This is a genomic window from Mangrovivirga halotolerans, from assembly GCF_026241165.1.
Classification (GTDB): domain Bacteria; phylum Bacteroidota; class Bacteroidia; order Cytophagales; family Cyclobacteriaceae; genus Mangrovivirga; species Mangrovivirga halotolerans.
On sequence record NZ_JAPFQN010000003.1, the window covers coordinates 143,657 to 162,477 of the forward strand.

The 18,821-nt window shown below is 35.4% G+C and carries 15 protein-coding genes and 1 tRNA gene; 8 read left to right on the top strand and 8 right to left on the bottom strand.

Annotated features, from left to right (window positions below; translation table 11 throughout):
* Nucleotides 1-140: 140 nt before the first annotated feature.
* From OO013_RS04465 to OO013_RS04475, 3 genes are all read left to right on the top strand, one after another.
* Nucleotides 141-3,119, top strand: a complete 2,979-nt coding sequence (locus tag OO013_RS04465; protein ID WP_266055475.1) for a sensor histidine kinase — start codon at nt 141-143, stop codon at nt 3,117-3,119.
* Nucleotides 3,112-3,735, top strand: coding sequence for a response regulator transcription factor (locus OO013_RS04470; RefSeq protein WP_266055476.1), 624 nt, complete (start codon nt 3,112-3,114; stop codon nt 3,733-3,735). Before OO013_RS04465 ends, OO013_RS04470 begins: the two co-directional genes overlap by 8 nt.
* A gap of 181 nt (nt 3,736-3,916) precedes the next feature.
* Nucleotides 3,917-5,971: a tetratricopeptide repeat protein gene (locus tag OO013_RS04475; protein ID WP_266055477.1), complete on the top strand. Its 2,055-nt coding sequence runs from the start codon at nt 3,917-3,919 to the stop codon at nt 5,969-5,971.
* Between the two features lie 50 nt (nt 5,972-6,021).
* Here the strand turns inward: OO013_RS04475 and OO013_RS04480 are convergent, their stop codons facing one another.
* A complete protein-coding gene (locus OO013_RS04480) occupies nt 6,022-6,537 on the bottom strand; it encodes a GNAT family N-acetyltransferase (protein ID WP_266055478.1) in 516 nt (171 codons plus the stop codon).
* Nucleotides 6,538-6,561: 24 nt separating this feature from the next.
* Between OO013_RS04480 and OO013_RS04485 the strand changes: the two genes are divergently transcribed.
* The 3 genes from OO013_RS04485 to OO013_RS04495 all read left to right on the top strand — a co-directional run bounded on the left by OO013_RS04485 (nt 6,562) and on the right by OO013_RS04495 (nt 8,714).
* A complete protein-coding gene (locus OO013_RS04485; protein ID WP_266055479.1) occupies nt 6,562-6,702 on the top strand; it encodes a hypothetical protein in 141 nt (46 codons plus the stop codon).
* A gap of 115 nt (nt 6,703-6,817) precedes the next feature.
* Nucleotides 6,818-7,705, top strand: coding sequence for an alpha/beta fold hydrolase (locus OO013_RS04490; RefSeq protein WP_266055480.1), 888 nt, complete (start codon nt 6,818-6,820; stop codon nt 7,703-7,705).
* A gap of 67 nt (nt 7,706-7,772) precedes the next feature.
* Entirely contained in the window at nt 7,773-8,714 is a 942-nt protein-coding gene (locus tag OO013_RS04495; protein ID WP_266055481.1) for a DUF5996 family protein, read from the top strand.
* A gap of 24 nt (nt 8,715-8,738) precedes the next feature.
* Here the strand turns inward: OO013_RS04495 and OO013_RS04500 are convergent, their stop codons facing one another.
* From OO013_RS04500 to nagB, 3 genes are all read right to left on the bottom strand, one after another.
* Nucleotides 8,739-9,806 (bottom strand): hypothetical protein, encoded by a 1,068-nt coding sequence (locus OO013_RS04500; protein WP_266055482.1) that lies wholly within the window; start codon nt 9,804-9,806, stop codon nt 8,739-8,741.
* A 274-nt stretch (nt 9,807-10,080) separates the two neighbouring features.
* Nucleotides 10,081-11,700, bottom strand: coding sequence for a carbon starvation CstA family protein (locus OO013_RS04505; protein ID WP_266055483.1), 1,620 nt, complete (start codon nt 11,698-11,700; stop codon nt 10,081-10,083).
* A gap of 42 nt (nt 11,701-11,742) precedes the next feature.
* Nucleotides 11,743-13,677, bottom strand: coding sequence for a glucosamine-6-phosphate deaminase (nagB, locus tag OO013_RS04510; protein ID WP_266055484.1), 1,935 nt, complete (start codon nt 13,675-13,677; stop codon nt 11,743-11,745).
* Nucleotides 13,678-13,876: 199 nt separating this feature from the next.
* On the opposite strand from nagB, the gene OO013_RS04515 reads away from it, so the two are divergent.
* Nucleotides 13,877-14,326, top strand: a complete 450-nt coding sequence (locus OO013_RS04515) for a hypothetical protein (RefSeq protein WP_266055485.1) — start codon at nt 13,877-13,879, stop codon at nt 14,324-14,326.
* Nucleotides 14,327-14,405: 79 nt separating this feature from the next.
* Here OO013_RS04515 and OO013_RS04520 read toward each other — a convergent pair whose 3' ends face one another.
* From OO013_RS04520 to hflX, 4 genes are all read right to left on the bottom strand, one after another.
* Complete coding sequence (locus tag OO013_RS04520) at nt 14,406-14,705, bottom strand: TM2 domain-containing protein (RefSeq protein WP_266055486.1); 300 nt, start codon at nt 14,703-14,705, stop codon at nt 14,406-14,408.
* 612 nt (nt 14,706-15,317) lie between these two features.
* Nucleotides 15,318-15,389, bottom strand: a tRNA-Arg gene (locus OO013_RS04525).
* A gap of 78 nt (nt 15,390-15,467) precedes the next feature.
* The gene (locus OO013_RS04530; RefSeq protein WP_266055487.1) at nt 15,468-16,259 is read right to left on the bottom strand and encodes an SDR family NAD(P)-dependent oxidoreductase; all 792 of its coding nucleotides are present in this window, start codon (nt 16,257-16,259) and stop codon (nt 15,468-15,470) included.
* 99 nt (nt 16,260-16,358) lie between these two features.
* Nucleotides 16,359-17,576 carry a GTPase HflX gene (gene hflX, locus OO013_RS04535; protein ID WP_266055488.1) on the bottom strand — a complete coding sequence of 406 codons (1,218 nt, stop codon included), beginning with the start codon at nt 17,574-17,576 and terminating at the stop codon, nt 16,359-16,361.
* A gap of 90 nt (nt 17,577-17,666) precedes the next feature.
* On the opposite strand from hflX, the gene OO013_RS04540 reads away from it, so the two are divergent.
* On the top strand, nt 17,667-18,800 hold the full coding sequence (locus OO013_RS04540; protein WP_266055489.1) for a glycosyltransferase family 4 protein: 1,134 nt from the start codon (nt 17,667-17,669) through the stop codon (nt 18,798-18,800).
* The last annotated feature ends 21 nt before the right edge of the window (nt 18,801-18,821 follow it).

Here is an 18,821-nt window from a genome sequence, read left to right on the forward strand (position 1 = left end):
CAATAAATAAATTATATGCTTTAAGGTATATTATTCCTCGATTTTAGAATTAGTATTTAAAATTCACCCTTTTTGAGGGATTGAATTAAATATAATTAGTCATTAATTGATACTAATATAAATAGAATCCTCTTCTCACAATGGAGATTCAAAGTAATGGAGTATTACAATTAAGTAGTTTGTTTACAGGACTGCTGAATGTGTTTTTAATATTTTTTTTAAACACAGTAGATAGTAATGCCCAAAATTTTGAACTCAACCATATTGACTATTCATATGGCCTTTCGAATAGTCAGATCTCAACTATAAAACCAGATCAACATGGATTTATTTGGATTGGAACCCATGGAGGAGGAGTTTACAGATGGGATGGCCAGAATCTAACTCCTTTATCTGACTCTTTGAAATATACATTCATATCTGATATTTTGCCTGTTAAAGATCAGGGCATGTGGGTTGCCTCGTTAAATTCCTTAAGTCTTGTGACTAAAGAATCTGAATACAAGCAAATGGATTCTCTGGTTAATTTATTAGATGATGCTGTAGTTCATTTATACGAAACCGAAAAAAGTGTCATTACCTTTTCTAAAAAAGGGAGTATTCACTCCATTATAAAATCTGATCTCAGGCCATATGATAATATTATACTGGATAGCCTCGATGGGGTTTACAGGGTATTTCAGGCCAATAATACTTTTCATGTTTTTGCTGGCTACTATTATTATCAGATTCAACATAACAATGGTCGGTTGACCATTAAAGAGGAAATGTCGATATCAGAAAAATTTGGTATTCAAAGGCCTGTACATTGTTATAGTGTTCACAGGGAGAAGTCAAAATGGCTTGTTAAAATTAAAAATAAAGTCATTTTTTATGATAAAAATTTTTTTTCTCCTGTTGAAAGAAATTTCCCCATTGAGAACCATGCTTATAGTATCAATTATTTTAAAGGGTATTGGTGGTGTAGTTTTTTAAATGGGTTATACCAATTAAAGCTTGGTGAGACAGATTTTAAAGTCATTAAAAAACACCTTTCATTTCCTGGCTGGAGTAGCCTGGTCACAGATAAAAATCTTTGGATTGGTGGTTTTAATGGCCTATATGAAATTAGTCTTCCTAAAATTCAACCAATTGCAAACCCTCCATTTGGAACACCTGGTTATTTTGCCTTTGCCAGGAACGAGGATGAGATTTGGGCAGGAGGGGTAAGTACTGGAATTATTATCTATGATGAAATGGGGTATATTAAGGACTCTATTAGATTCGATGAAAACATGTATAACGAAATTCGATGTTTTCTCGATATGGGTGATGAGCTATTGGTAAGCTCTTGGGCAGGATTGCTTAAAGTGAATAAGAAGACAAAAAAATCAATTCCAGTAGAATATTTAAATGAAAAAAGAATCCTCTCAATGGCGCTTTCCAAAGATAAAAGCAAAATTTACTTTGGCTCAAATGGCAATGGACTTTTTATAAAGGAGGAAGACTCAGTTTTTAATTATACAGAAAGTGATGGATTACCAAGCAATAGAATTTGGTCATTACTTCCTTTAGAAGATCAATTAGTCATAGGGACCGAAAAAGGAGTGGCAGTTTATTCTAGGAATGGTATTACTAAACTCGAGCTTAACAAGAAGTTTTTAGATATGCCTGTTACCTCTATTGAAAAAATTGATGACGATAATATAGCAATTGGATTTGCTCAATATGGATTAGTTATTTATAATTTAAAAAGCAGAGAAAGAGAGAATTACCTGACTGATAAAAATGGCTTATCATCCTCCTACATTTATTTTTTAAAAATGATTGATGAAGAATTATGGGTAGGAAGTAGTCTGGGTATTGATATAATCAATTTTAGAGATACTACCTATAGTGTATTTCAGTTAAGAGATGTGGAAAAAATTGGTGGGGCGGAAACATTTCTCAATGGAATAATTGAATTGGAGGAAGAAGTGTGGGTAAGTACAATAGCGGGAACAATTTCAGTTCCAAAGCATATAAAAATGAAATTAAATCAATCAAAGCCAAATCCGGTTGTTATCGAATACTTATCCTCTTTAACTATTGATGAATCTATATATCACAAATCAATTTTTGGTTTATCTGGTAAGAATAAAGATCTGGCATTTCCCTATAATCATAATAGCATTAAAATCATTTATAATACAGCTGAATTTGACAAGTTAGATACCAGGTTTGTCTATCAATTAGATGGATATGATCCAGTCCCTACAGAACCAACTTCTTATCGAACTGTGGTTTATAAACATTTGCCTCCAGGAGAGTACACTTTTAAAGTCTGGAGATATCCACTTCAATCAGATGAAGAGATTATACCAACAGAAATAGATTTTAAAATCACCACTCCTTTTTACATGACTGATTTATTCAGGATAATAGCTCTTTTAGCGCCTGTAATTATAATAATTTATTTTATGTGGTTGAAATCAAAATCAAATATGCATAAGGCTTTAGAAGAAAATAGAATATGGCAGGAGGCTCAAGATGAATTGCGGAAAGATATGGCTATAGATTTTCATGATGAAATGGGAAATCACCTTGCCAAGATCATTAATTTCTCAGGTGTACTTAGAATGAAAGGATTATCTTCTGATCAAATACCTGTAGTAAATAAAATTGAAAGATCAGCACAGGAACTTTTTGTTTCTACAAAAGATCTGTTGTGGTCACTAAAAAAGGGCAATAATAATCTGGAAGAAATATTTTTCCACATTAAAGATTTTTCTGACAGACTTTATGACCGTACTAACACTAATGTAAGATTAAACAAAAATACTGATGCCAGTCATATTCTTTTGAATCCAAAAGCGAGTCGAGATCTGAGCCTGATAATTAAGGAAGCCCTTACTAATATCTACAAGCATGCAGAAGCGGAGAATATATCATTTGAAGTATATATCAATGGTAGAGAATATGCAGATATAACCATTCAAGATGATGGCGAAGGATTTAATTATCATGGATTAAATGGTCATAATGGCTTAAGAAATATGCAACAGAGAGCTGCAAGATCAGGTTTTAATTTTAATATAAGTAGTCGGAAAGGTCAGGGGACGAAAATCGATATCAGGATAAATAAAGAAAGTAATGTTTAAAAAGAAAATAATTATCATTGAAGACCAGGAAGATTTAAGAGAAAGTTTTGAAGTAATTATTAATGGGTCGGATAAATTTTTCGTGCAAAGCACATATCCGAATGCGGAGAAGGCTCTACGAGAAATAAGCAAGGTGCGTCCTGATATTGCAATGGTAGATCTAGAATTACCTGGAATGAATGGGATTGAAGCTATTAAACATATAAAAGAGAAAAGCCCTAAAACAGAATGTGTGATAGTTACAGTTTATGAAGATTCTGATCTTGTTTTTGAAGGGTTAAAAGCTGGCGCGGTCGGTTACATTATTAAAAATGCAAACTATCTTGAGATAATTAGCGCCCTGGACGAATTAGTGCGGGGTGGTTCTCCAATGAGTTCTCAAATCGCAAGAATGGTAATTCAGAATTTTCACATAAATCCAAACTCCCCATTATCGTCCCGGGAAACAGATGTATTAAAACTTATCGCTGAAGGGAAAAGTTATACACAAATATCCGAAGAGTTATTCATCTCCAAAGAGACAGCTCGCTCTCACATTAAGAATATATATGTAAAATTAAATGTTAATTCAAAATCAGAGGCTATTTCAAAAGCAAGAAAGGATCATCTCATCTGAGTATTACTAATTGTCTTAAGGCTTATCCTCTTAAGTGTTAAATGACCTGGGAGATACTGACGAAGTAATTTTAGTGCCTGTTCAATAATATGCAGGTAATTAATTATAAAATAAGTTTTTTGATCTCGATGTTCCGGAGTTGGGATTTACCGGCATCGGACATTTATTATATAAAGCAATTATGAAATTCATTCTTTTTCTTTTAATCTATTCTTTCTTTACAGTTTCCGCTCAAAATGTTTTACAACTATACCACCAGGGTAATGAAGCCAGGACATCAGGAGACTATGAGAAGTATTTAAATCTGTTGAGAGAAGCTAATCAACTACAGGCTAATAATCCGAAAATTATGTTTTCTCTGGCAGAGGCATATGCCTTTACAGGTGAAAGGGATAGTGCTTCATTTTATCTCAGGGAAGTATTGAAAATTGATTCTGAAAATTATTCTTTAGATAATGATGCGTTCGAAATTCTAAAATCAAATGGGGAACTGCAAAAATTACAGTTTTATAAAAATGTAATGATGACTGAAGTGATTTCTTCTGATACCCTGTTAGTAATTCAGGATCCAAATCTCCATATCGAAGATATTCAAAACCATTCTTCTAAGAATAAGATTTTAGTGAGTAGTGTTAACCGAAGAATGATTTATGAAATTGATGATAAAGGAATAGCAAAACCATTGCTCAAAGAAATGCTAAAATTATCTCCCCTGGGCATGGACCTGGATGAGAAAGGATTTCTCTGGGTAGCTTCAGTCGGGATTGCCGAAGGAGCAGTTAAAAAGGAATTTATACATAGCTCAATTATTTATAAAATAGATGTTGAGAAAGGCTTGGTCACTAATGAGATTGAAATCCCTGGTAAATCGTTTACTGGAGATATTTATATTTCAAGAGACCAAAATATTTACGTTACTGATAGCAAGAACAATACCTTATTAAAGCTTGAAGGGAATAAATTTATTAAGGTATTATCAGATGATCGATTTGTTTCATTGCAGGGAGTCACAGAATTGAATGGAATGATTTATCTATCAGATTATTTAAAAGGCATTTTTCAATGGAATCCATTAACACAGGAATTGATCAAAGTCCGGACTTCAGAGGAAGTGACGCTTAAAGGAATCGATGGTCTTTATTCTTATAACAACAAATTAATTGGGGTTCAGAATGGTGTTCGTCCTTTTCGTGTGTTGGAGCTTGAACTGGATGATAGCGGAGAGTTTGCAATTAATTATGTTTTTTTAGAAAAATCTCATCCTGCTATGGGAGAGCCTACTTTAGGGTACATTGAACGGGGTAAGTTTTATTACCTTGCAAATAGTTTCTGGCAACTAAATCAGGGTGGTGAAATTAATAACCCAAATGGAAAACAACCAGTCATTTTGGGAATTGATCTAAAGGAAAGCAATTATAAAATAGTGGTTGAAGAGTTGGTTAAAGTAGTAAATAATAACCTTGCTGAAGCTCATTATTTTTATTTCAATAATTGGGCTGAATTAAGGAAAGCAGCGAGATTCCGAGGGCTGGTTTCTGACTTCAGTATTTCCACAACCAGCGATAATCCAGAAAAAATCCTTCTCCGTACCATTTACCCTGATAGTTTAAGTTATTTTAGGATTGAAGAATTTTTTAAAACCTGGTCTTCTACACAAAATGGCCCTGAATTATTGAATGAATTGTCTCCTGCTGAGTTTAGAAAGACAGTGCAAACAATTATTGCTGTAGAGAAAGTGTCTCCTGAATTTTCTGAACAATACCTTTCTCCTCTTTGTCGTACTAAAGATCATAGAGCTTTTGATTTTTGGTTGGGCAAATGGAGTGTTTTTAACAAGGATGGTAAATTTTTAGGATATAACAATGTCCATCTTGTTCAAAACGGGTGCGTAATTAAGGAAAACTGGTTTTCTGGTAATACTTTATTTACCGGGACAAGCATGAATTTTTACAACAGGACAATCGATCAGTGGCAACAGTCCTGGGTTGATAATACCGGAAGAGTTTTACAATTGACTGGCGGTTTGATTGGTGATGAAATGGTTCTGAAAAGTGATACTTTGAGTAAAACACAAGATAGAATCACCTGGAGGCCAGCTCAGAATGGAACAGTCGAGCAAATCTGGGAAACAACCGATGATGCAGGTAAATCCTGGACTCTACTTTTTTTTGGCATCTATAAAAAATCTGAATCTGATCCGTATAAGAGCGATAAAGTACGTTTAAACCAAGAGTAAGGTAATTATTGACAATGTTCAGAATCTAAAGAGATAACATTATAACGTATTTACACACTTTTTTTCAAAATCCAGGTATGAACAATAGTGTTTTCATCCTCCCTGATTGTTTTAAAAGGTTTAAAATTTAGTTTTTTAATGATTTTTTCAGAAGCAATGTTGCCTTCTTCAAAAACAGCAAAAATATGTTCAACATTTAAATTTTCAAGGAAGAATTTTTTTGCTGCCATGGCCAATTCAGTAGCCATACCCTTACCACGGTAAGCTTCAGCGATCATCCATCCGATTTGCAGATCATTGCTTTCTGGAATAGGTGTTAGATTAATTGCCCCAATAAAATCATTAGAATTCATATCCCGGGCTATCCAATAATATCCTCTCCCTGATTTGTTGTCCTTTAATTTTAATTCTAAAAATTCTAATCTATCCTTTTTGGATTTGTCTCTATGAGGAGATATGAATTTGAAAATATCCTTTTCCGAAAATAGTTTAAGAACATCATTAAAATCAGACTTTTTCAATAATGAAAGATTAGCCCTATTTGTGAATAAATTAATTTCTGTCATTTTTTATCTAGAAACTGCAATATTATGGATTATACTGCAGAAAATGGAACGATAACGATAAATGGTGAATCATTAAGATATGAGATTCGGGGTAACAGGTTACTATTGTTTGTCTCTGATGAAACCTCTCCATGTGACTATTACCTCGAATTTGTTGCTGAGTAATATTTAATCGATCATAGGGTATATAGGTCCGGTGTTTGCCGGGCCTTTTTTATTTGGTATTATTTGATATCAGTGTATATTGAAGTTCATTTTGTATCATTCGTTTAGAAGCTGAATGAAAAAGAGTAGAATTGTCAAGTTTTCTTTCGATAATTATCTGGCTGGAGATGACTATAAAATTTATTACAAGATAATTGGAGAGGGACACCCACTGTTAATAATTCATGGTGGCCCTGTTCTTGATCATTCATATATGATCGACTCTTTTTCCTCACTTGGGAAAGAGTTTAAATTGATATTTTTTGATCAGTGTGCTTGCGGAAAATCAACAATTCCTCAAGATCACTTTCAACTGGACATGAATAATCTCCTAAAAGACATTGACGCAATTCTGGAAAATGCAGACGAAAATAATGTGAGTATTTTAGGGCATTCATGGGGAGGATTTCTGGGGTTGAATTACACTTTGAATTTCCCTGAAAAAGTCAAATCTCTTATTTTATCGAATCCCATGCCTTTAACAAGAGATCAATGGAATCATGATCAAAGAGTGCTTGACGAGAGAATATTAAAATCTGACCTGATAAAAAGAAACAAGGTCCTGCAGTCTGATCAAATGAGGAAAAACCCTTCTCTTGCAATAAAAAAATTAATGAAAATTTCTTTTAAGCCGCATTTTTCCGATGAAAATATGATCGAAAAGTTGAATCTTCAAATACCTGAAGATTACTTGAAAAGGAGTGAATTATATGAATATTTAATGAATAATGACCTGGGGGATTATAATCTGGAGGGTAAGGTTAATAATATCCATTGTCCTGTATTAACAATTTATGGAGATGCCGAACCTGCTGTAAAGAGTAAATATCACCATGTTATTGATAAGGCTTTCCAGAATTCCCATCTAAAAATCATTAAAAATTCAGGTCACTTTCCCTTTATAGAGAACCCTTCCAGTTATTTCACTGCGGTGAAAAAGTTTCTATCTAAGATTACCGTTTAAATTTAATGGTGTTGAGATCCGAGATAGTCAGTGGCAATTAGTAAATTAGGGTAAACCCCTGATTATTATGAATAATACACACATCCCCCAATGTTCCGGACCCTGGCCGGAATTGGCTTATGAAGATTGGAAAGATACTCTCAAGACTGTTCATATGTGGACTCAGATTGTAGGAAAAATCAGGTTAGTTGCCATGCCCTGGCAAAACCATTCATGGCATACTTCTTTATATATCACAACTCATGGACTTTCTACCGGAAGTATTCCTTATGGTAATGGTATTTTTGAGATTGATCTTGATTTTATTAATCACAAACTTAATATATCATCCACTTTTGAGAAGACATTGGAAATAGACCTTTACCCGAGGTCGGTCGCCGACTTTTATAAAACAGTATTTGATAGCCTGGAATCGATTGGTATTATGATCTCGATATACCCTCGTCCAAATGAGTTACCAGAGAATACGCCTTTTTATGAGAATGAAGAAAACAAATCCTATGATAAAAAGGCGATGACTGATTACTGGCAGATAGCTGTTCAGGTACATAATATATTTTCTTATTTTAGAAGTGAATTTATTGGGAAATGCAGTCCGATACATTTTTTTTGGGGTGCGTTTGATATAGCTCTAACCAGATTTTCTGGTAGGATAGCGCCAGAACATCCGGGTATTGCACCTAATATACCAAGCGATGTAATGAAAGAAGCATATAGCCAAGAAGTGAGCAGTGCGGGATTCTGGCCTGGTAGTGATGATTTTCCCGAACCAGTTTTTTATTCTTATTGTTATCCGACACCAAAAGATTTTGGAGCACAGAAAGTTTTGCCTGAACAAGCTTTTTATAGTGAAGATATGGGAGAATATTTCCTTCCCTATAAAGTTGTCAGATCTTCTTCTAATCCAAATTCCACGTTACTCTGTTTCCTTAAAACTACCTACGAAGCAGCTGCTAATACCGGTAATTGGGACAGAATTAGTTTGGAGAGGGCCTGGGCACTCCATTGATAATGAGGTTAAAAGAAATATTTATTATTCCGTTAAGAAATTCATGAAATTGCTTTTTTGATAATCAAAATTCCATTTTTTTGATCTATAAACTCTTTTATCAGTGGATTTCAGGTTTGTTAATAATTCAATAAAGTCATGATCTGTATAAAATAATGCAGTCTCATTAAAATCTGGAATTCCTTCAAAGCTTTTGTCCATTAACAATGTAATTCGGTAAGCAAATGCAAGGTTTATTGAACCGGTAATTTTATACTTAAGGTATTTGGGGTAATCATCAATTGTGTCGTGAATTAAAGGGATTATGAAATCCGATAATTTAATGTATGAATGGAATGTGTCGTTATCTATAAAACCGGAGAATGTGATGAAGTAATTATTAAGTCCGGCACTTTCTATTTCCTTTAATAATTTTTGACCATCCTTTGAATTAGCATTACCTAATAGTATGAATTTTATATTATTAATTGGAGGGTTGTTTTTGAGTTTATTTATCAGAAAATGATAATCTCTTCTGTTATTTTCTATTGATCCAGGAATTGTTATCCATATCTCTTTATCTGGTTTATTAATGTTTACAGGTTTGTAATCCGGAAAAAAGATCGGATAAAATGATTGAACTGAAATGTTGTTTAATGCTTTTAACTCCTCATTTTCAGTCAGGTAGTCGTTCAAAACATAATATTTTTTGACTTTCTTACTTATTATTTTTTGTGAATTGCTAGTTAATAATTTTTGAGTATTATGTAAGACGCCTAAATATTGAATGCTTTTAGGTGCAAGTGCGCAAACAGATCTGATAAAATTATTACTTGCGGTATTAAAGATGACTTTATCAAATTTAAATTTCTTTAAAAGTTTGTTTAGAGAAATTGCATGAACAAAATTAAAAATACCATCAAGGCTAGTTGGTCCCTGCTCAGGAATATCAAAAAATATCACCTTGTCTAAAAGATCAAAATCCTTAACCAGTTCCGTGGCTTTCTTTATAGTAATCAAATAAACAGAATGTCCGGATTCTTTAATAAATTTAATTTGACTGTACAGGCATTCAGTATGAGAACTGGTCAGTTCTACCAGAGCGACTTTCATTGGCGTAATTTAATTTTTTCAAAAATAAAGGATCCTAAAGATAAGATATACCTTTTTTAGTTATCCAGTTAATTACATTTTATCGTACCTATAGATATTTATTATGAATAAAATGGAGGACAAAATATTTAAAGTTTATAATAGGTTGAGTAAAATGAAATTTGTTTAAACATTTTAGATTGTTCTCAGTTACATAAATAAATAGTATAACCTTAGGGGCATGAGGTTTATATGTAGTCCTGGCTTTAAGTCAGGACTTATTTTTTTACTGGTCTTAAGTGGCTTGTAATTCCTTTTTCAAACTGCGTCTGGCATAGTATATCAAAGCAATCGAAAGCAAAAATAACAACCCGGCAATTATTGATAATATGTAAACCCCTTTATCATAATTTGAGATTGCAAAAAGCAACAAGGATGTCAGAGTGACTGCAAACATAAAATACATTGGAATTAAAACAAATGCGGGCTTTACATTTTGTTTTATCAGCCAGACAGATACAGCAAGTAAGGCGAGAGCAGCGAGTAATTGATTTGCCGAACCAAATATTGGCCATAGGGTAGTAAATTCACCTGATAATAAAAGTAACACAGACAACAAAACAACGATAAAAGTTGCCAGGTGCCTGTTTTGCGTTACCTTTTCAGCAGTTTTATGTTCCACATCCTCAAAAAATTCCTGGAAAGTGAACCTGGCCAGCCTGGTACAGGTATCTAATGTTGTAAGGGCAAATGCAGAAACCGTCAGTGCAACAAATGTGATCGCAAACTCGGGAGAAACTCCCAATGCTGAGATCATGCCCCCCATGCCATCTGCAAACATCGATACCGGCCCTGCTTCAGATAAATTAGCTACATAGTCTGCCTTTGACATGACAACCACTGCCCCAACTGATAATATTGCCAGAAATGATTCGATAAGCATTCCTCCATAACCGATAACTTTAGCATCTTTTTCTTTATCGATCTGCTTAGAAGTTGTACCGGATGCAACAAGCGAATGAAAACCACTAATGGCTCCGCAGGCAATGGTAACAAACAGAACCGGGAACATATATCCAAGGGCTTCAGATTTTAGTGTGATAGATGTATCCATCTTGATTTCCGGGTTACTAATCATTACTCCGATTACTGCAAAAAGGATTAATCCATATAGCAAGAAACTACTTAAATAATCTCGTGGTTGCAGTAGAAAAGAAACTGGAGTGACAGAAGCAATAAAAGCATAAGTCATCAAGATGATCACCCAGGTGGTATAACTTAACTCTATTGGAATAAGAACACTGGTAAACGAAGCAGTATACATTAAAACCACTCCAATTGCCGATAAGATTATGAAGTGAGTTTTCGATTTTAATTTTTTATTAATTACTCCGAAGATTATAGCAAGAACAATAAATATTAGTGACGCAGTAGCAACGCTCGGATTACTGACAAAGGTCTTCGCAATGATGTCCACAAAAACTGCGATAACAAGAATGAGAGTGGCAAAACTAAAAATAAGAAAGAGTCTCTTGCCGTTCGTCCCGATATATTGATGAATAATGACTCCTATCGATTTGCCCTGGTGCCTGATCGATGCCATCATACTGGTAAGGTCATGGACAGCACCAAAAAATATCCCTCCGATCAAAATCCAGATTATCGCCGGAATCCATCCGAAAGTTACAGCAATGATAGGACCGACAATTGGTCCGGCACCGGCAATCGAAGCAAAATGATGACCTAATACTACAGGAACTTTTTCAGGAACATAATCAATCCCATCTTTATGAGTGTGCGCCGGGGTATTGTTTTTATTATCAATTCCGAGCTTTCTGGCTACAAAATTACCATATGTTCGATAAGCGATTATCAAAATTATGGCAGAGGCAATCAGAATCGGTAATAGGGTCATGTTTTTTGAGTTTTCCTCCCAATTTAAAAAATCCAGATGAAATTAATCTAAGCACCAATCAAATTTCCATCTGACGAATGCTTCCATCGCTTCATATTCAGCAAACCCCAAGTCATGATAACATTTAGCTGTTTCTCTGTTTCTGTCCTCTGCTCTTACCCAGAATTCGCGATCATCGTCACCAGGAAATACCGGGGTGTCTTTTTGAGATTGATGTTTAAAAATTGCTGACCGTTTCCTTAATACTTCATTTGGTGAAAGGGGCACAGCCATTTCAATTTCATGCATTTCAAACTCGTGCCAGGCTCCCCTGTACATCCAAAGCCAGCAATCTTTTGTCCAGTCTTCCGTTTTCCGTAGTCTGTTCATGGCTTCCAAAACAATATTAAAACACTTTATATGGGTGCCATGCGGGTCAGCAAAATCTCCTGCTGCAAAAACCTGGTGAGGCTGAAGCTTTTGAAGGAGTTCCATGGTTTGAATAATATCATCCTCCTTATCAGGATTTTCCTCAGTTTTTCCTCGTTCATAGAAAGGAAGGTTCATGAAATGAATGTTTTCGTCAGACAATCCTGCATACCGGGCACCGGCTAAAGCTTCCGTCTTTCGAATAAAGCCTTTAACATCAAGTACTTCCTTGATATCGGGCTGGTTTGGTTCTTTTTCATCAAGGAAATCCCGCATTTTTTTATAAACTGATTCCAGTTTACTGGTATCATCTCCTATGCTTTTATTGAAGTCAATCGCAAATTCTACAAATCTTAATGCATCATGATCCCAGATAGCTGTATTGCCCGAGGTCTGATACGCGACATGCACATTATGCCCTTGGTCAACTAACCGGATAAATGTGCCTCCCATTGAAATGACATCATCATCCGGATGAGGAGAGAAAATCAGAGAAGTTTTTTTCGCTGGCTCAGCTCTTTCAGGGCGCTGGCTATCATCCGCACCGGGTTTTCCACCGGGCCACCCTGTAATTGTATGTTGGATTTTATTAAAGATGTCAATGTTGATATCGTATGCAGGTCCTTTATCGACAACCAGCTGAGCCATGCCGTTATTATTATAATCGTCTTCAGTCAGCTTAAGTATTGGTTTGTTTGTCTCTTCAGATAGCCAGATAACTGCCTTTTTGATTAGTTCTGGGGTCCAGGTGCAATCTTTTACCAGCCAGGGCGTGTCAAATCTTGTTAATTCTGAAGCAGCATCCTCATCGAGAATGAACTCCACATTTTCTGACATTTGAAGGTAGGTAGCCGGAACATCTCCTGACATTTTTTCTTCAACAGCCCTTTTAATAATTGGAGCCTTCTTTTTATTCCACGCCAATAACATGATTTCCCTGGCTTTAAAGATCGTTCCAATTCCCATTGTTATTGCCTTGGTTGGTACATTCTCCTTACCGCCAAATTCTCTTGAAGCATCACTCCTTGTCAGGTCATCCAAAGTAACCAATCTTGTGCCCGAGTTGGGTGCAGAGCCGGGTTCATTAAAACCAATATGACCTGTACGGCCGATGCCTAAAATCTGAATATCCATTCCCCCCGCTTCAGTTATTCTATTTTCATATTTGAGGCAGTAATCATGAATTTCATCCTTGTTGAGTGTGCCGTCGGGAATATTGATGTTTTCAGGTCTTATATCCACATGATCAAAAAGGTGATGCTTCATAAATGCTACATAGCTCTGAGCAGAGGTTGGGTTCATTGGGTAATATTCATCGAGATTAAAGGTGATCACATTTTTAAAACTCAATCCCTCTTCTCTATGCATGCGTACTAACTCGGCATATACCTCGACAGGAGTTTGGCCTGTGGCAAGACCTAAAACTGCATTTTCACCTTTGGAACTTTTAAAGTTTATTATGTCAGCAATTCGATGTGCAACTCTTTTTGAGGCAGAAAACTTATCCGGAAATACTTTAACAGGAAGCTTTTCATACCTGGTTTCTTCAAAAAAGTTTAATCTTTTCATGGAGGATAGTTATTTCGGTTTTATCAGAGCGGTAATTGTCGCATTATTTAGAGTTATATATTCAATAAAGATTTGATGAACATAGTGTCTGGTATTAAGATAATACTTTTTTTAAATAGAGGCATCAGAGTTAATTTGGTTAATTTTCTATTTTTACTAAAGCAGAGGTCATTTTATAGTAAGGGACTAAATTTTAAGAATGGGAGCAATAGATAAACTGATTTTAGGTAGGAAAGCTTCTTTTGTGATGAATTACAAACAGGGGAATGTGGAGTTGGTTAAAAAGATTTTTGAAAAAGGAGATACTTCTGGTTTATGGATTAACTACAAACGAAACTTAGAAGTTAGGAGTAAGGCAAAACCTCAGGGATATTTTGTAAAGTTAATGGGGCAAATTTTGGAAAAGGATGATCATGCTTTACTTAAAGCAGATTTCTATGTAAATAGATTTATATTAATTCCATTTCTAATTCTGATTGTTGGAGGAAGCGCTTTAGTTTTTTATAGGACAATTGATGAAGAATTGTTGCAATTCTTATCCTTATTCTATTTGGCTGGGATATTTCAACTAGTATGGGTTATAGTTAAAATACATGCAGAGGCGGCAAAAATAAGGGAAAGCTTATTGAAGATTTTATTGGACACTTAGGTTTTGAAAGAATGGTTAGAAATACTTTAATATAAAAGGGATTGCGGATTGCAATCCCATTAAGTCTTACTTGATCAAGTTAATTGGTTTTCAGCGACTTATATTTTTCATATTCCATTGATTTCTCCTCCTTTTCGATCTGATCAATTCTCATATAGATTTCTCTATTGTGTCTTTCTACTTTTGAGGGGATCAGGAAAATATCAATGATAGCCCAAATACCCAGTCCACCGAAGGTTAACCAATATAGAATTTGCACACCCCATCGACCTAGATATGCATAATGACAACCTAATATGAACCAGCACAGGTATGCTACGCCTGGTGATTTTATTTTACCAAATAAAATGTGTTTGTTGTTGATTTGGTGAATATTCATGTTGATTATTTATAGTTAATAAATTCAAAAGATTCACAATTAAACGTTTAAAGCTATTTTAAGCAAATTATTTTTTTGAATAGTCGGGTATGGATTACAAATCCATGGATAAGGCTTCAGGATTGCAAATCCTGAAGAGCGAAAGTGTGAAAGATTTGATAGAGTGATAATATTGAGAATAATAGAGTATTGCAATAACCTTTTACTTAACCTATAGCTTGACCCAGATATATAATCTTTCGTAGCGGTTTTAATCTCAGCTCAGCACTCAAAATTTTTTTGAGGCATTAAAAGAAAATGAATAAAGGTGATTATTTTTTTACTTTGAAAATTAGATAGAGAGTGTGAGAGTAAAGATCAGCTGTTTCCAATTTAACAATAGTTGTAATCTCGCTCTCCGTTCTCCGCTCTCACTCTGTTTTAGTGTGAGTTTGAGAGTGAGTATAGAGATCAATTGATTCCAATTTTACTATAGTAGTAATCTCCACTCTTCGTTCTCCGCTCTCACTCTGTTTTAGTGTGAGTTTGAGAGTGAGTATAGAGATCAGCTGTTTTCAGATTAACAATAGTAGTAATCTCCACTCTTCGTTCTCCGCTCTCACTCTGTTTAAGTGGCCCCGACAGGAATCGAACCTGTATCTAGAGTTTAGGAAACTCCTATTCTATCCATTGAACTACGGGGCCAGTATTTTATTGATCTTCAGCTACGCAAAATAATAAAACCAGAGCGTTTTTGGCAAACACCTATCAAAAGAATTCCAATTACATTGCCCGATGGTGCTTTGTGCGCTGCTTAAGATTGTCATAACCTGCCTTAGCCTTTTCGTCGATCTTTCTGGGTTCTTCAAAATTGGTTTTAATGTCTTTTTCTCGCTGCTCACCGCCAAAAATAACATTGAGTTCTCCATTTAATAATCCATCGATTGATTCTCTGGCAACCATATCCGGATCATCCATTTCTTTATCCATTTCTGCATTTTTCATCATAGGTGTGTCTGTGGCAGTCGGGTAAACTGTCATTATATGTAGCGGATACATATGAAATTCACGCCTTAAGGCATCAGAAAACTGCCTTACGCCTGCTTTTGTAGCAGCGTAAACACTGTAAAATGGCATGGCGATATATCCGAGTCCACTCGAAATATTGATAATGGCTCCTTCCTTACTTTCTTTAAGCAAAGGCATCATCTTTTTGGTTAACAGGATGAGACCTGTAAGGTTAATGTTGATCTGGTTTATAATATCTTCATCCGAAATGTCCTCAAGTCCTCCGGCACTGACAACACCGGCATTGTTAATTAATATATCTGCTCCTCCAAGGTGATTCTCTACCATCAGAACAATGCGTTCGATATCCCTTAACGCAGATACGTCTCCCTGAATCAGGACAAAGTTTACTTCAGGAAATTCTTTGGTAAGTTTTTCAAGTGGTCCTTCACTTCTCCCGACTATTGCAAAATTTTTTGCTCCCCGGTTGATAAATTCTTTTAAAAATGATTTTCCAATTCCGGCACTTCCACCAGTTATGACAATTTTTTTATCGGTAAGATCCATATCAGTTCAATCGGTTTTAATTGATAGTAAAACAAAAACGGCCGGAGAAAGAATATTACTTCCCTCACCGGCCGTGGTATTTATGAGATTAATGAATTTTTATTCTTCGTATTTTCCATAATAGTAATCCGGAATAAGGAAGTTTGGATATATTTCAAGATAACGATCTTTTACCAGTTCGAACAGTTTGTCTCTCATTTCTTCGATATTCTCCTTGTTCACAGCAGAGATGAAAACAGCTGAAGTGTTTTCCTTGTTCATGTAACTGTTTTTAAGGTATTCAAGACTAACCGGCCTGGTTTCATCTTCGCCATGTTCTTCTTCTTCCCAGTGCTCAAGATGATCTCTGTACTGGTCAATTTTGTTAAAAACAATCAGCGTTGGTTTATCTTTCGCATCAAGTTCAGCAAGGGTTTCATCTACCACTTTCATGTGCTCCTCAAAGGAAGGGTGACTAACATCAACGACATGCATCAAAATATCTGCTTCTCTTACCTCATCAAGAGTTGATTTAAAAGACTCAATCAGGTTGTGAGGAAGTTTCCTGATGAAACCAACAGTATCTGACAGCAGAAATGGTATGTTATGAATAGCAATCTTTCTTACAGTAGAATCTACTGTTGCAAAGAGCTTATCCTCTGCCAGAACATCCGCTTTGGTAAGAAGTCGCATGATCGTCGATTTCCCTACGTTTGTATAACCAACAAGAGCAACTCGTACCTGGTTTTCTCTTCTTTTTCGTTGAGTTTCGCGTTGTTTTTCTATTTTTTCAAGCTTTTTCTTCAGTACGTTGATCTGGTTGCGGATCATACGACGGTCAGTTTCGATCTCTTTCTCACCGGCACCACCACGGGTTCCTGTACCACCACGCTGACGCTCAAGGTGAGTCCACATCCTTGTTAGTCTGGGTAACAGGTATTCATTCCTTGCAAGTTCAACCTGGGTTTTAGCTTGTGCTGTACGTGCTCGTTTTAAAAATATATCAAGGATGAGTAAGCTTCGGTCGTAGATCTTTACTTTCAGTTCTTTTTCAAGGTTTCTTAACTGAGAAGGAGTCAGGTCATCATCAAAAATAACAATATCTATTTCTTCAGCGGTTACCGCTGTCTGGATTTCTTCGAGTTTACCTTTCCCAACAAATGTTCTGATATCCGGCTTTTCGAGCTTTTGATAAAATTTATATTTGGTTTTTATATTTAATGTCGAAGCCAGAAACTCAAGTTCGTCCAGGTATTCAAAAGCCTGTTCCTCATTTTGTCTTTTATCTATTACTGCCACCAGTACTGCTGTTTGCTTTACCGGTGCTGTAGAAATCATGTTCATATATTGAGTTCCTTATATTTTAAGCAAATATCCATAGAATTATTCTATATTTACACTTTTGAACTGTGAGAATAGAAATAATATATGGGGTCTGCAGATCTCCAATCCAAACGTGTAGGTATTGTAGTTAATTCTGCATGGAATATAATCAATTTCAGAAAGGGCATTGTCCTTAGCCTGCTTGATCGGGGGTACAAGGTTTTTGCATTTGTACCTGAAGATAATTACGCAGAAGAGCTTAGAAAGTTGGGTATGGAAGTGATTATCACTCCTCTTAAAGGAACGGGTACTAACCCATTTTCCGATTTTCGGTATTTGCAGGTTTTGTATAAAAAGTTTAAGGAAGTAAAACCCGATGTATTGCTTCAATACACCATAAAACCAAATATTTATGGTGCAATAGCAGCTAACAGGTTGAAAATTCCGGTGATAAATAATGTCTCCGGATTGGGGACAATGTTTTTGGGTAAAAAGATCTTTTCAAAACTGGCTTTTCTGTTGTATAAAAAAGCATTTAAAGATGTTCCGATGGTTTTTTTTCAAAATGAAAGCGACCGTCGTTTTTTTCTGATTAATAAATTAACTACAAGAGATCGTTCTTTAGTTATACCCGGTTCAGGAGTAGATATCAATCATTTCAAGTCGCGAGGGCAGGATAGGCCAGCTTATAGAAAAGTGTTTTTAATGATAGCCAGGCTAATTATTGAAAAGGGAGTGTATGAATATGCCTATGCAGCGAGAAGAATTAAATCTGAATTTGAAAATGTGGAATTTCAGCTTCTTGGTTCATTTGATGAGTCTCATCCTCGTGCAGTAAAAAAAGAGGATCTTGAGTACTGGATTAGCAATGGCATCTTGAATTACATCAAGCCGATATCAGATGTGAGGCCGAAAATTGAAAATTCAGATGTGATTGTTTTACCATCTTACCGTGAAGGAACATCCAAAACATTATTAGAAGGAGCAGCAATGGGAAAGCCATTGATAGCTGCGGATGTACCCGGATGCAGGGAAGTGGTAAGACAAGAAACAAATGGTTTGCTTTGTAAAGCAGGGGATTCTAAAAGTTTATATGAAACAATAAAATCATTTTTAGAAAAGACAGATGATGACCAGAAGGAGATGGGGAAGGAATCGAGAAAGCTCATAGAACAGTTTTATAGTGAAGAATTCGTTGTAAAAACGTATCTTTCAACTATTGACAGGCTATTGGCCTAATTGTGGTAATAAAATTTTCAA

Coding starts and splice junctions, on each gene's coding strand:
- OO013_RS04515 (WP_266055485.1), top strand. CDS start 13,877: ATGGGAGCAATAGATAAACTGATTTTAGGTAGGAAAGCTTCTTTTGTG.
- OO013_RS04490 (WP_266055480.1), top strand. CDS start 6,818: ATGAAAAAGAGTAGAATTGTCAAGTTTTCTTTCGATAATTATCTGGCT.
- OO013_RS04470 (WP_266055476.1), top strand. CDS start 3,112: ATGTTTAAAAAGAAAATAATTATCATTGAAGACCAGGAAGATTTAAGA.
- OO013_RS04540 (WP_266055489.1), top strand. CDS start 17,667: ATGGGGTCTGCAGATCTCCAATCCAAACGTGTAGGTATTGTAGTTAAT.
- OO013_RS04495 (WP_266055481.1), top strand. CDS start 7,773: ATGAATAATACACACATCCCCCAATGTTCCGGACCCTGGCCGGAATTG.
- OO013_RS04520 (WP_266055486.1), bottom strand. CDS start 14,705: ATGAATATTCACCAAATCAACAACAAACACATTTTATTTGGTAAAATA.
- nagB (WP_266055484.1), bottom strand. CDS start 13,677: ATGAAAAGATTAAACTTTTTTGAAGAAACCAGGTATGAAAAGCTTCCT.
- hflX (WP_266055488.1), bottom strand. CDS start 17,576: ATGATTTCTACAGCACCGGTAAAGCAAACAGCAGTACTGGTGGCAGTA.
- OO013_RS04480 (WP_266055478.1), bottom strand. CDS start 6,537: ATGACAGAAATTAATTTATTCACAAATAGGGCTAATCTTTCATTATTG.
- OO013_RS04475 (WP_266055477.1), top strand. CDS start 3,917: ATGAAATTCATTCTTTTTCTTTTAATCTATTCTTTCTTTACAGTTTCC.
- OO013_RS04485 (WP_266055479.1), top strand. CDS start 6,562: ATGGATTATACTGCAGAAAATGGAACGATAACGATAAATGGTGAATCA.
- OO013_RS04465 (WP_266055475.1), top strand. CDS start 141: ATGGAGATTCAAAGTAATGGAGTATTACAATTAAGTAGTTTGTTTACA.
- OO013_RS04530 (WP_266055487.1), bottom strand. CDS start 16,259: ATGGATCTTACCGATAAAAAAATTGTCATAACTGGTGGAAGTGCCGGA.
- OO013_RS04505 (WP_266055483.1), bottom strand. CDS start 11,700: ATGACCCTATTACCGATTCTGATTGCCTCTGCCATAATTTTGATAATC.
- OO013_RS04500 (WP_266055482.1), bottom strand. CDS start 9,806: ATGAAAGTCGCTCTGGTAGAACTGACCAGTTCTCATACTGAATGCCTG.